The 12,653-nt window shown below is 61.2% G+C and carries 14 protein-coding genes; 10 read left to right on the top strand and 4 right to left on the bottom strand.

Annotated elements, in window-relative coordinates; translation table 11 throughout:
• Positions 1-445: 445 nt before the first annotated feature.
• A complete protein-coding gene (locus CBW50_RS11195; protein ID WP_086145606.1) occupies positions 446-1,222 on the bottom strand; it encodes an enoyl-CoA hydratase in 777 nt (258 codons plus the stop codon).
• A gap of 60 nt (positions 1,223-1,282) precedes the next feature.
• Between CBW50_RS11195 and CBW50_RS11190 the strand changes: the two genes are divergently transcribed.
• Together CBW50_RS11190 and CBW50_RS11185 are read left to right on the top strand one after the other, a co-directional pair.
• Positions 1,283-2,602, top strand: a complete 1,320-nt coding sequence (locus CBW50_RS11190) for an MFS transporter (protein ID WP_253251925.1) — start codon at positions 1,283-1,285, stop codon at positions 2,600-2,602.
• Positions 2,603-2,739: 137 nt separating this feature from the next.
• On the top strand, positions 2,740-3,177 hold the full coding sequence (locus tag CBW50_RS11185) for a universal stress protein (protein WP_086145605.1): 438 nt from the start codon (positions 2,740-2,742) through the stop codon (positions 3,175-3,177).
• Between the two features lie 40 nt (positions 3,178-3,217).
• Here the strand turns inward: CBW50_RS11185 and CBW50_RS11180 are convergent, their stop codons facing one another.
• Positions 3,218-4,213, bottom strand: coding sequence for a murein transglycosylase A (locus CBW50_RS11180; RefSeq protein ID WP_226936341.1), 996 nt, complete (start codon positions 4,211-4,213; stop codon positions 3,218-3,220).
• Between the two features lie 106 nt (positions 4,214-4,319).
• Between CBW50_RS11180 and CBW50_RS29340 the strand changes: the two genes are divergently transcribed.
• Positions 4,320-4,637 (top strand): hypothetical protein, encoded by a 318-nt coding sequence (locus CBW50_RS29340; RefSeq protein WP_172404731.1) that lies wholly within the window; start codon positions 4,320-4,322, stop codon positions 4,635-4,637.
• Between the two features lie 29 nt (positions 4,638-4,666).
• Here CBW50_RS29340 and apaG read toward each other — a convergent pair whose 3' ends face one another.
• Positions 4,667-5,041: a Co2+/Mg2+ efflux protein ApaG gene (apaG, locus tag CBW50_RS11175; RefSeq protein WP_086145620.1), complete on the bottom strand. Its 375-nt coding sequence runs from the start codon at positions 5,039-5,041 to the stop codon at positions 4,667-4,669.
• A 145-nt stretch (positions 5,042-5,186) separates the two neighbouring features.
• Here apaG and rpe point away from each other — a divergent pair, with 145 nt between their 5' ends.
• From rpe to CBW50_RS11140, 7 genes are all read left to right on the top strand, one after another.
• Positions 5,187-5,861: a ribulose-phosphate 3-epimerase gene (gene rpe, locus CBW50_RS11170; protein WP_086145604.1), complete on the top strand. Its 675-nt coding sequence runs from the start codon at positions 5,187-5,189 to the stop codon at positions 5,859-5,861.
• Entirely contained in the window at positions 5,861-6,565 is a 705-nt protein-coding gene (locus CBW50_RS11165; RefSeq protein ID WP_086145603.1) for a phosphoglycolate phosphatase, read from the top strand. The genes rpe and CBW50_RS11165 overlap by 1 nt, the downstream gene beginning before the upstream one ends.
• Before the next feature lie 269 nt (positions 6,566-6,834).
• A complete protein-coding gene (trpE, locus tag CBW50_RS11160) occupies positions 6,835-8,331 on the top strand; it encodes an anthranilate synthase component I (RefSeq protein WP_086145602.1) in 1,497 nt (498 codons plus the stop codon).
• 1 nt (position 8,332) lies between these two features.
• Complete coding sequence (locus CBW50_RS11155) at positions 8,333-8,896, top strand: aminodeoxychorismate/anthranilate synthase component II (RefSeq protein ID WP_086145601.1); 564 nt, start codon at positions 8,333-8,335, stop codon at positions 8,894-8,896.
• 65 nt (positions 8,897-8,961) lie between these two features.
• Complete coding sequence (gene trpD, locus CBW50_RS11150; RefSeq protein ID WP_086145600.1) at positions 8,962-10,005, top strand: anthranilate phosphoribosyltransferase; 1,044 nt, start codon at positions 8,962-8,964, stop codon at positions 10,003-10,005.
• A gap of 30 nt (positions 10,006-10,035) precedes the next feature.
• Entirely contained in the window at positions 10,036-10,836 is an 801-nt protein-coding gene (gene trpC, locus CBW50_RS11145; protein ID WP_086145599.1) for an indole-3-glycerol phosphate synthase TrpC, read from the top strand.
• Between the two features lie 20 nt (positions 10,837-10,856).
• On the top strand, positions 10,857-11,330 hold the full coding sequence (locus tag CBW50_RS11140) for a hypothetical protein (RefSeq protein ID WP_086145598.1): 474 nt from the start codon (positions 10,857-10,859) through the stop codon (positions 11,328-11,330).
• Here CBW50_RS11140 and CBW50_RS11135 read toward each other — a convergent pair.
• Positions 11,281-12,456 (bottom strand): GGDEF domain-containing protein, encoded by a 1,176-nt coding sequence (locus tag CBW50_RS11135; RefSeq protein WP_086145597.1) that lies wholly within the window; start codon positions 12,454-12,456, stop codon positions 11,281-11,283. The genes CBW50_RS11140 and CBW50_RS11135 overlap by 50 nt on opposite strands.
• Positions 12,457-12,653: the final 197 nt, after the last annotated feature.

Here is a 12,653-nt window from a genome sequence, read left to right as displayed (position 1 = left end):
CCAGCGTTCAATCTGAGCCAGGATCAAACTCTTCAGTTTAATCTCTGTTTAATGTCATTTCTGACAGGTCGGACAGTATCACTACCATCCAAATCTTTTGCATTGCAAAAGATTTGCTCACTCAAAAAACTGACAGGCTACTTCCGAAGAAGTATCCTATTTCATTATTTCTTGTGAACATTTGATATTTTAAGTATGACGCCAATCCAAAGATCGGCGCTGCACTTGCATCAAATGTCCACACTTATCGACTGTTAATTGTTAAAGAACTGTATTCGGTACTGCTTTCGCGCTATCGACAAAGCGTTGTGTTTGTCAGCTGCGAAGAAGGAAGAGTATGAAGCGTTTCGGCCATTTCGTCAACCTTCTTTTTTACTACCCAGCCCCTGAAGGCTGTCCCTTTTGTGCCGCAAACTAGTGCGTCTCATCGGGGAGGCGAATCATATCAAAGACCGTCGAAGTTTGGCAAGCGCTTTTCCAGGAAAGCGTGCATGCCTTCTTTTTGTGCAGGCGTACCGAAGGCGGCCTGGAACAAGCGGCGCTCGTAGGCGACACCATCGGTCAAGGTCGTTTCAAACGCGCGGTTGACGCAATCCTTGATCATCATGGCTACCGAGGTCGGCATGGCGGCGATGGTCTTGGCGGCGGCCAGGGCTTCTTCCAGCAGCTTATCGGCCGGCACGACGCGCGACACCAGGCCGATGCGCTCAGCCTCGGCGGCGTCGATGGTGCGCGCCGTCAGCAGCAAATCCATGGCCTTGGCCTTGCCGATGGCGCGCGGCAAACGCTGCGTGCCGCCCGCGCCCGGCGTGACGCCGACCTTGATTTCCGGCTGGCCGAATTTGGCGCTGTCGGCGGCGATCAGGAAATCGCACATCATGGCCAGTTCACAACCGCCACCGAGCGCATAGCCAGCCACCGCGCCCACCACCGGTTTGCGCACGCGCAAGATATGCTCCCAATTGCGGCTGATGTAACCCTGGGTAAAGGTGTCCGGGTAGGTGTAATCGGCCATGGCGGCGATATCGGCGCCGGCGGCAAATGCTTTTTCACTGCCCGTGAGCACGATGCAGCCGATATTCTCGTCGGCATCGAATTTGAGTAAGGCGTGGCCCAGCTCATTCATCATGTTGTCGTTCAAGGCGTTCAGGGCCTTGGGGCGGTTCAGGCGTATCAGTGCCACTTTATCCTGGATGTCGATGATCAGGTCTTCGTATTGCATAGTGTCTCCTCTCGATGAACGGTGCAACGATTGTAGCGGCTAACGGCAGCGGCGCGGCAGGTGCACTGCTATTATTGTGAGCCTGATCATTTTCATATCGAGCAAGATATTTTCTCCTCCATCTTCCAGTACTGCGCCGATTACCTGCGCGGCGACGGCAGCGCCGCCAGCGTCAATTTTCGCCGCCTGTGGTTCAGCAATGGCCTCAATTGCTTCGGCGCCCAGATCACTTCGCTGGCCCTGCCCCTGTGCGCGGTACTGCTGCTGCATGCGACGCCGGAACAGATGGGCCTGCTGGTCGCTCTGCAGGCGCTGCCGTTCGCCCTGTTCGGCTTGCCCGTCGGCGTGCTGCTGGACCGGCGCAGCAAGCTCCCTATCATGCTGTTCAGCGAAAGCATGTCGGGCCTGGCCCTGGCCAGCGTGGCCGTGGCCTACTGGTGCGGCGTGCTGTCGATGCCCTGGTTATATATAGTGGGATTCGTCATCGGCACAGGCTTCGTCGTCGGTGGCGGCGCCGAACAGGTGTTTCTGACCTTCCTCGTGGGGCGCGATGGCTTGATCGATGCGCAGTCGAAATTTGCCGCCACCGAATCGGCTTCGCGCCTGATCGGCCCAGGCCTGGCCGGCGTGCTCGTGCAAATGCTGTCGGCTCCCGTCGCCATCCTGTGCACGGCCTGCGGATACTTAATTTCCGTCTTCAATTTGCGCGCCATGAGCGTGCGCGACCCGCGGCCTGCGCCGTCCGACAAGCACGCCCTGCGCGACATTGCCGACGGCTTGCTGTTCGTGTGGCGCGAGCCGCTGCTGCGCGCATTGGCATGGGGCGCCGGAATCTGGCACTTCCTGTTTTACGCCAGCATGGCCTTGACGGTGCTGTTCGCCACGCGCGACCTGGGCATGAGTCCGGGCGTGCTGGGCATGACGCAGATGCTGGGCGGCGCCGGCGTGCTGCTGAGCGCCTTCATCGTCAAGCCATTGACGAAACGCTATGGCGCCGGCCGCACCATCCTGATCGGCCTGGCTTCGACCTCGCTCTGCTTTGCCCTGACGCCCACCATCCCCGCCGCCTTGTTCGGCAGCGCGGCCGCCAGCGCCGTGGCCTATGCCATATTGATGTTCTTTTTCGATTGCGGCGTGATGCTGTTCTTTATTCCCTACCTGGGCTTGCGCCAGAAAGTCACACCCGATGCCATGCTGGGCAGGATGACGTCGACCATGCGCTTCCTGACGGTGGCGACGGCGCCGCTGGGCGCGCTGGCCGCCGGCTGGGTAGCGGAACACTTTGGCGTGCGCAATGGCCTGGCCTGCATCGCGGCCGGCAGCATTGCGTTGACGGTCGCCATGGTGTGGAGCACGGCGCTGCGTAGCGTGCGCACCTGAGGCGGGGAACAGGCATACACTGGCGAAAGATTGCTTTGGCGACACTATTTCTGCCAAAGCCCGGTAGGTTTGATTTACATCAAGGTTTTAATTGATGTAACTCCATAAGCTGTCTTACATCACTTGAGGAGTACGCCATGTTTAACACCATCTTATTTCCCACCGACGGTTCGCCGTTGTCCGACAAAGCCGCCGAGACCGCCCTCGCCTTCGCCCAACTGAACAAGGCCAAGCTGGTCGCCATCAGCGTGGTGCAGCCCTTCCCGTTTTCGCCGATGGCGGACGGCGGCATCGTGCTCGACGCCAGCCTGTACGAACAACAGATGCAGGAAGCCTCGCAGCGCGCCATCGACAAGATCGGCGAGACGGCCCGCGCCGTCGGCGTGCCCTTCGAAGGCGTGGTGGCCGTCTCGCCCAGCCCGCACGAAGAAATCGTCAACGCGGCACAGACTTACCATTGCGACATTATCCTGATGGCCTCGCATGGCCGCAAAGGCTTGAACAAGCTGTTCGTGGGCAGCGAAACGCAAAAAGTGCTGGCGCATACCCATCTTCCAGTGATGGTCCTGCGCTAACCTTGCGTTAGCGCAATCCCAGCCCGGCGCCGCGAAAAACTCAGCGCGCCGGCGCCTGCTTCGGCAACAACACCCACACGGCGCCGCTCTGTTTCATGCGGCCCGCATTCTCGGCCGCTTCCGCGCCAAAACCAAAGAAGTAATCGACACGGATAGGGCCGCGAATGGCGCCGCCTGTATCCTGCGCCATCACCAGGCGCTGCATGGGAATCTCGCTATTGGCTTGCGTGGTGGACAGGAATACGGGCGCACCGAGCGGCAGGAAGCGCGAATCGATGGCCACCGAGCGCTGCGGCGTCAGCGGCACGCCCAGTGCGCCCTTCGGCCCCACTTTCGGATCGGGCAGGCGCTCTTCCTTGAAGAACACATAGCTCGGGTTGGCGTTGAACAATTCATCCTTGCGCGTGGGATGGCCGGCAATCCACGCCTTGATGCCCTGCGCGGACGCCTGGCTCAGGGTCAGCTCGCCCTTGTCGACCAGATAGCGGCCGATGGATTTGTACGGATGGCCGTTTTGATCCGCATACGCCACGCGCACGGTTTCCTGCGTATCGGTCAGCTGCACGCGCCCGGAACCCTGCACTTGCAGGAAGAACGCCTCGACTTCGTCATCCACCCACAGCAATTCCTTGCCCGTGACGGCGGTGGCGCGCTCGATGTCGGCGCGGGTTGCGTACGGTATCACCTTCTTGCCGACCAGTTTGCCCCGCAAGCGCATGTTTTTCAGTTCCGGATACACGCCGGACAAGTCCACCGAGACCAAGTCGTCAGGCACCTTGTACAGCGGTGTCTGGTATGGGCCACCGCGCTTGCGCGCGCCGTGCAGCAGCGGTTCATAATATCCGGTGACGAGGCCGGTGCTGGCGCCGTCGGCGGCCAGCACTTGATTTGGCACAAAGAAGGTTTCAAAAAACAGACGGATGGCCTTGTCGCTGTCCGCATTCACCTGGCGCGCGATCGTGCATGACTCCTTCCAGTCAGGGCGTTTCACCAGCACGCCGCACGAGGCCATGAAGGCTGGCCAGGCGGCGCGCATGTCGTCGCGCGCCCAGCCGGGCAAGGCGGCAAACTTGGCAGGCACGAAGGTGGGCGCCGCCACATCCGTGGCATCCTTGGCATCGGCGGGTTTGGCCGGCACAGGCTTGACGACGGTCGGCGCGATGGGCGGCGCCTTGCCGCTGGCAGCGGGCGGCGCAGGCGGCGTGGTACAGGCGGAAAGAACAAGCGCGACGGCGCCGATTGAAACGAGTAGACTACCGCGTGTAAATAAGCGGCGCGTGAATAAGCTGCGTGTAAATAACATAGGGATGCGTATGTGGATCTTGATGATTGAAGCGCTGGTGGCCTTCTTCTTGCTGGTATTTATCGTCTGGTGGACCATGTATTCGGGCAAGAAGCCCGCGCCACCGGCACGGAAACAAGTAAGCGACGAAAAAGATGCCGCGGAAAAGCTGAAATGATAGACGATGGCCCGCAAGCCTGACGCTTCTTAATGCAGGGTACGCGGCAGTGACAGCACGAATTCCGGGATAAGCGCTTCGAACTGGTGACCATCCTCGGCCACGCAGAAGTATTCGCCCCGCATCGAGCCTTGCGGCGTGGCCAGCATGGTGCCGCTCGTATATTCAAACTGTTCGCCCGGCTGCAGCAGCGGCTGGTGACCGACCGCGCCCAAGCCGCGCACCTCTTCCACCTTGTTATTGGCGTCCGTGATGACCCAGTGACGCGAAATCAGTTGCGCGCCGACGGTGCCGCTGTTAACCACGCGAATCGTGTAGCTGAATACATGGCGGCCCTGCTCGGGTGCCGATTGCTCGGGCAAGTACTGCGTCTTGACCGTTACCGTAAATTCATAAGTCGACATCGTCATCCCTTCAGTAATCATGAATGTCGCGCGTGGCTCAGCGGCCACTGCGCGGCGCATATTCTGTGTTTCAATAAAGCATGGTAACGGCGTCAAGCGTAAAATAGCGCATCTTCGCATTTTCTACTCTGAGCCTTTAGCCACCATGACAACATTCCGTATCGCTCCCAGCATCCTGTCAGCCGACTTTGCCCGCCTGGGCGAGGAAGTGCGCAACGTCGTTACCGCCGGCGCCGACATCATCCACTTCGACGTGATGGACAACCATTATGTGCCGAACCTGACCATCGGACCGCTGGTGTGCGAAGCGATCCGCCCGCACGTGCAAGTGCCCATCGATGTGCATCTGATGGTCAAGCCCGTCGATCGCATTATCCCGGATTTCGCCAAGGCTGGCGCGAACATCATCACCTTCCACCCCGAAGCGTCCGATCACGTCGACCGTTCCTTGCAACTGATCCGCGACAATGGCTGCAAATCGGGCCTGGTATTCAACCCGGGCACGCCGCTGCACTACCTGGAACACGTGATGGACAAGATCGACATCATCCTGATCATGTCGGTCAACCCAGGCTTTGGCGGCCAGTCCTTCATTCCGCAGGCGCTGAAGAAAATCGCCGAAGCGCGCCGCATGATCGACGAATCGGGCCGTGACATCATGCTAGAAGTCGACGGCGGCATCAAGATCGACAACATCGCCGCCGCCGCCGCTGCCGGCGCCGACACCTTTGTCGCCGGCTCGGCCATCTTCGGCAAGCCGGACTACAAGGCCGTCATCGACGCCATGCGCGCAGAATTGGCCAAAGTAGCGGGCGCCTGATGCAGGCGGGCACGGTGAAAGACCACGTACTGGCCGGCGTACGCGCCGCCATCATCGACCTCGATGGCACGATGCTCGACACCGTGCCCGATTTTCATGTCGCCATCAACGGCATGCGCGCCGAGTTCGACCTGGCGCCCATCAGCGCCGATGCCATCAAGCTGATGGTGGGCAAGGGCTCGGAAAACCTGATCCGCACCGTGCTGGCGCTCGACTTCGACGCGGCCGGCGTGGAACAGCGTTTTGACGCGGCAATGGAGGCTTACCAGCGCCATTACCTGGCCGTCAATGGCCAGTTCAGCACCCTGTACCCGGACGTGGAAGCGGGGCTGGCGGCGATGCAGGCGGCGGGCTTGCGCCTGGCCTGCGTCACCAACAAGCCGATCGCCTTCGCCCTGCCCCTGCTGCAGCAGAAAAAACTCGATGGCTATTTCGAGATCGTCTACGGCGGCGATTCGCTGCCGAAGAAAAAACCGCACCCCATGCCGCTGCTGCAAGTGTGCGCGGACTTCGACCTGCCCCCCGCCAGAGTGGTGGCCATCGGCGACTCATCGAATGACGCGCAAGCGGCCAGGGCTGCGGCTTGCCCCGTATTGACGGTACCATATGGCTACAATCACGGACACTCTATACACGATACCGATTCCGATGGTATAGTAAAGACACTGCTCGAAGCAGCACGTTTTATTAGCATGCAAAATTAACCGGCATACTGACCAAACCCAACACCATATCGTGAACACGTTTCTCATCAAAAAACACAATGTCACCCAAACCGGCTCGATTGAGGCCTGGCTTTGGCGACGCTGGCAATCCTGGCAGGCCTAAGGGCCGAGCCGTTACGATTGCTGCCGGCTGCACACGCGTCCTTTGCGCCTCTTGCGCAAGTTCCATGTACCGGCAAGTTTTTTGATAACCCACCGCAGGGTTTGTGCACTATGCACACTCGCACCCTGGCGGCATGGAGAGACACATGACCGAACTCGAATTCAAATCGCTGGCCCAGCAAGGCTACAACCGCATCCCCCTGATCGCGGAAGCGTTCGCCGACCTGGAAACCCCGCTCACCCTGTACCTGAAACTGGCGCAGGCTCAACACGGCGGCAAGAACACCTTCCTGCTCGAATCCGTCGTCGGCGGCGAACGCTTCGGCCGCTACTCCTTCATCGGCTTGCCCGCCACGACCGTGTTGCGCAGCTACGGCAAACGCACCGAAATCGTCAAGAACGGCAGCGTGATCGAAGAGCACGAAGGCAATCCGCTCGACTTCATCGAACAGTTCCAGTCGCGCTTCAAGGTCGCCCTGCGCCCCGGCATGCCACGCTTCTGCGGCGGCCTGGCCGGCTACTTCGGCTACGACACCGTGCGCCACATCGAGAAAAAGCTGGCCGGCGGCGCGCCGAAGGATGACTTGAACCTGCCCGACATCCAGCTGATGGTGACGGAAGAACTGGCCGTCATCGACAACCTGTCCGGCAAGCTGTACCTGATCGTCTACGCCGACACGGCGCAGCCCGAATCGTTTTCGAAAGCGCAGCAGCGCCTGAAGGACTTGCGCATGATGCTGCGCCGCGGTGTCGATGCGCCCGTCACCAGCGCTTCCGTGCGCACGGAAACCATCCGCGATTTTTCCAAGGAAGACTACCTGAAAGCGGTCGCCAAGGCCCACGAATACGTGATGGCGGGCGACCTGATGCAGGTGCAGATCGGCCAGCGCATCCGCAAACCGTATGTCGATTCGCCGCTGACCCTGTACCGCGCCTTGCGTTCGCTCAATCCATCGCCGTATATGTACTTCTATAATTTCGGCGACATGCAGATCATCGGCGCCTCGCCCGAGATTTTGGTGCGCAACGAAACGACGGCCGATGGCGGCAAGAAAGTCACCTTGCGTCCGATCGCCGGCACGCGTCCGCGCGGCGCCACGCCAGAGCGCGACGCCGAGCTGTCGGCCGAACTGCTGGCCGACCCGAAAGAGATCGCCGAGCACGTGATGCTGATCGACCTGGCCCGCAATGACATCGGCCGTATCGCGGAAACGGGCAGCGTGCAAGTCACCGACCGCATGGTCATCGAAAAGTATTCGCATGTGCAGCACATCGTCTCGAACGTGGAAGGCACCTTGAAGGACGGCCTGTCGAACCTGGACGTGCTGCGCGCGACCTTCCCCGCCGGTACCCTGACGGGCGCGCCGAAAGTGCGCGCCATGGAAGTGATCGACGAACTGGAAATCACCAAGCGCGGCATCTACGGCGGCGCCTGCGGCTACCTGTCGTTTGGCGGCGAAATGGATGTGGCGATCGCCATCCGTACGGGCGTGGTCAAGGACGGCATGCTGTACGTGCAGGCCGCGGCCGGCATCGTGGCCGACTCCATCCCCGAAATGGAATGGCAGGAAACGGAAAACAAGGCGCGCGCCGTGCTGCGCGCCGCCGAACAAGTGCAAGATGGCCTGGATGGAGGGTTTTAAGATGCTGCTAATGATCGACAACTACGACTCCTTCACCTACAACATCGTGCAGTATTTCGGCGAGTTGGGCGAAGACGTGCGGGTCTACCGCAACGATGAGATCACGATCGAACAGATCGAGGCGCTGAACCCTGACCGCATCTGCATCTCGCCCGGTCCGAAAGCGCCGGCACAGGCGGGCATTTCGGTGGAAGTACTGAAACACTTCGCCGGCAAGAAGCCGATACTGGGCGTATGCCTGGGCCACCAGGCCATCGGCGATGCGTTTGGCGGCAAGGTCATCCGCGCCAAGCAGGTCATGCATGGCAAAACTTCCCTCATCGCGCATACGGGCGTGGGCGTCTTCAAGGACATCCCCAGCCCCTTCACAGTGATCCGCTACCACTCTTTGGCGATCGAACGCGCCTCGCTGCCTTCCTGTCTGGAAGTGACGGCGTGGACGGACGACGGCGAAATCATGGGCGTGCGCCACCGGGAATACGATATCGAGGGGGTGCAGTTCCACCCCGAATCGATCCTCTCGGAACACGGCCACGCGCTGCTGAAGAATTTCCTCGAGCGCTGATCCCATGCGCACGCCACGGCGTGCCGTCAGTGTCCTCCTGCGCCATCATTGAAGAAGGAAGCATCATGCCGATCACCCCACAAGAAGCCCTGCTGCGCTGCATCGAACACCGCGAAATCTTTCACGACGAAATGCTGTACCTGTTCCGCCAGATCATGTCCGGCGAAATGTCGCCCACCATGATCGCAGCCCTCACCATGGGCTTGCGCGTGAAAAAGGAAACCATCGGCGAAATCGCCGCCGCCGCGCAAGTGATGCGCGAGTTTTCCACCAAGGTGCCCATGGCCGACACCACCAACCTGCTCGACATCGTCGGCACGGGCGGCGACGGCGCGCACACTTTCAATATTTCCACCGCCTCGATGTTCGTGGCGGCGGCAGCGGGCGCGCGCGTGGCCAAGCACGGCGGGCGCAGCGTCTCGTCTTCGTCCGGCAGCGCCGACGTGCTCGACTCGCTGGGCGTCAACATCAACCTGCAGCCCGAGCAGATCGCCCAGTCGATCGCGCAAACGGGCATCGGCTTCATGTACGCGCCCAACCACCACGCGGCCATGAAACATGCGGCGCCCGTGCGCAAGGAACTCGGCGTGCGCACGATCTTCAATATCCTCGGCCCGCTGACCAATCCGGCCGGCGCGCCGAACATTCTGATGGGCGTATTCCACGCCGACCTGGTCGGCATCCAGGTGCGCGTGCTGCAACGCCTGGGCGCGCAGCATGCCATCGTCGTGTATGGCCGCGACAATATGGATGAAGTCTCGCTGGGCGCGGCCACCATGGTCGGTGAATTGATCAACGGCGAAATCCGCGAATATGAAATCCATCCCGAAGATTTCGGCATGTCGATGATCGCCAGCCGCAACCTGAAGGTGGCCGACTCCGTCGAATCGAAAGCGAAGATGATGGAAGCGCTGCGCGGCGAACCCGGCGCCGCCGCCGACATCGTCGCCCTGAATGCGGGCACGGCGCTGTACGCGGCCGGCGTGGCCAGCTCGATCGAGGATGGCCTGGCGCGCGCGCGCGCCGCCGTCAGCTCGGGCGCCGCGCTGGCGAAACTCGACCAATTCGTACAGGTGACGCAGCAGCTGGGCACCCCGGCGCAAGCGTAATCTCCCCTTCTCTATAGAACAGCGACCATCATGTCCGACATACTCGATAAAATCCTCGCCGTGAAAGCCGAAGAAGTGGCCAGAGCGAAAGCCCACCGCAGCCTGGCCAGCCTGCGCAGCGACGTGGAGGGTGACAGCGCCCTGCGCGCCGACTTGCGCGGCTTTGAAGCAAGCCTGCGCCAGCACATCGCCGCCGGCAAACCCGGCATCATCGCCGAAGTAAAAAAAGCGTCGCCATCGAAAGGCGTGATCCGCGCCGACTTCCGCCCCGCCGACATCGCCGCCAGCTATGCGGCGCATGGCGCGGCTTGCCTGTCCGTGCTGACGGACGAACAGTTTTTCCAGGGGTGCGTGGAATACCTGCAGCAGGCGCGCGCCGCCTGCGCCATCCCCGTGCTGCGCAAGGACTTCATGGTCGACATGTACCAGATCTATGAAGCGCGTGCCATGGGCGCCGACTGCATCCTCCTGATCGTCGCTGCGCTCGACCATGGCTTGATGGCCGAGATGGAGGCGTGCGCCCACGAACTGGGCATGGGAGTGCTGATCGAAAGCCACGACGGCGCAGAACTCGACGCGGCCTTGAAACTCAAGAGCGCGCTGATCGGTATCAATAACCGCAATCTGCGCACCTTCGACACCTCGCTCGACACCACCATCGGCCTGCTGCCGCGCATCCCGCAAGACAAATTGATCATCACGGAATCGGGCATCCTCAATACGGCGCACGTCAAGCGCATGCGCGACGCTGACGTGCACGGCTTCCTGGTGGGTGAAGCATTCATGCGCGCGCCAGATCCAGGCGTGGAGCTGGAACGCCTGTTCAGCTAAATCATGGTAGGCTGGCAGCCATGAGACACGCAATTATCATCGTTGCCGCCGCCGGCCTGCTGGCAGCCTGCCAGAATGCGCCACCGCCCGTGAGCCGCGCGCCCTCGCCAGTGGAGCGCACGCCCCCTGGCACGCCGGCCGCGATACAGCTCGCCGCCAGCATCGATGACTACAAATCCCTGGTAGCGCAGCAGATCATGGCCGCCAACGCAGAATACACGTTCAATGGGCGCCTGCCGCCCATGCTGCCGGCCATCGTGGTGCTTGACCTGAGCGTGGGTCCCGACGGCGAGCTGAAAAGCGTGCGCGTGCACCGTTCGCGCGACAGCGAAGCATCAGCCGCGGCGCTGGCCGCCGTGCGGCGCGTGCAGGTCCTCTTTCCGCCGGCGGCACACCTGATGCGCAGCCACGCCAAAACTTTCGATTTTTCCGAAACCTTCCTGTTCAACGACCAGTACCGCTTCCAGCTGCGGACATTGTCCGGTCCGCAGTAAAGCCGCTGGCATCGAATTCGATACGGTCGCGTCCCCGCTCTTTGGCCAGGTACAGAGCTGCATCGGCGCGCGACAGCAGCTGCTCCAGCCCTTCCAGTACCGATGCCTGACAAGCGACGCCGATGCTGACCGTACACGATGGCAGCCCCGCATGACTGGGCTCGCGCAGCAAGGTGCGGATGCGTTCAGCCACGCCCAGTGCATTATGCGCCGGCATGTCCGGCATCAGCACGACGAATTCCTCGCCGCCGAAACGCGCCACGCAATCCGATTCGCGCAGGGCGCCGCCAATGATGGTGGCCACATGCGCCAGCACCCGGTCGCCCACCGCATGACCGTAGCGGTCATTGATCGATTTGAAGTAATCGAGGTCGATGCTGAGCAGTGTCAGCGGCAAGCGGCGGCGGCGCAGATTGCCTATTTCGCGCGCGTAGGCATCGCCAAAGCCCCGCCGGTTCAACACCTGCGTCAGTGGATCGTGGGTCGAGCGGCGCTCCAGTATCTGCTGCAGGCGCCGCGTCGCCACCGTCATGAAACCCACCGTCAGCAGCAGTGCCATGAAATTGGCGACCGCCAGATAGATGCCGGCCGGCGTACCGGTCACCGTCAGGCTCACGCTGGCGCCGCCATGCAGCAAGGCGGACACGCCACGCGCCAGCACCACGGCGGCCTGCATCAGCATCAGCGCGCCAAAGAAAAAACTCGAAAAATGGCGTTCGCCATGACGCCATACCAGTTGCACCTGGCGCGCATAAAACAGGAAGACCAGCAGCGAAAAGACCGCCACGCGTGCCGAGAAATCGGGGTGCACCAGCAGCCACCAGCTACTGCCGGCAATGGACAGGACGAGTATCAGCAGATAAGCGCGGCGGCTGGGCGCCAGGCCGTAGAATTTCTCCGTGCCCAGCATCGACAATCCAATGCCGGCCACCAGCACCGCATTGGCCGCGATCAGGGACAAGGCCTGGGGCAGCACTTCGCGGGTGCCGAACAGCAGTGACGCACACACCAGCAACAGCAAGCCGGCCGCCCAATGCCCCAGGCCATGCACCTCGCGCCGGAAACTGCGATATACCGAGAACATGACGATGCTCATCGCCCCGCACATCAGGGTCGTCATCAGCATAATCGTTCGAGGATCGAGGGTTTGCACGTTGGGCGCGATCTAAAAGAGGCAGTTTGGCAATTTTAGTTTAGTTAAAGAAAAATTAGTTCATTTGCGGTAAATATGATGCCACTTTGCCAGTATTGGCTGGCAAGGCGGGATCCCAAAACGCGAGCGCCCGGGTCAGGTGAGTCACTTGTGAAAAATGTACTTTGAAA

This window comes from Janthinobacterium sp. GW458P, assembly GCF_002127585.1.
In the GTDB taxonomy this organism is placed as follows: Bacteria; Pseudomonadota; Gammaproteobacteria; order Burkholderiales; family Burkholderiaceae_D; genus Janthinobacterium.
Note: the sequence above shows the minus strand (reverse complement) of the source record. Positions and strands in the feature narration are given on the sequence as shown.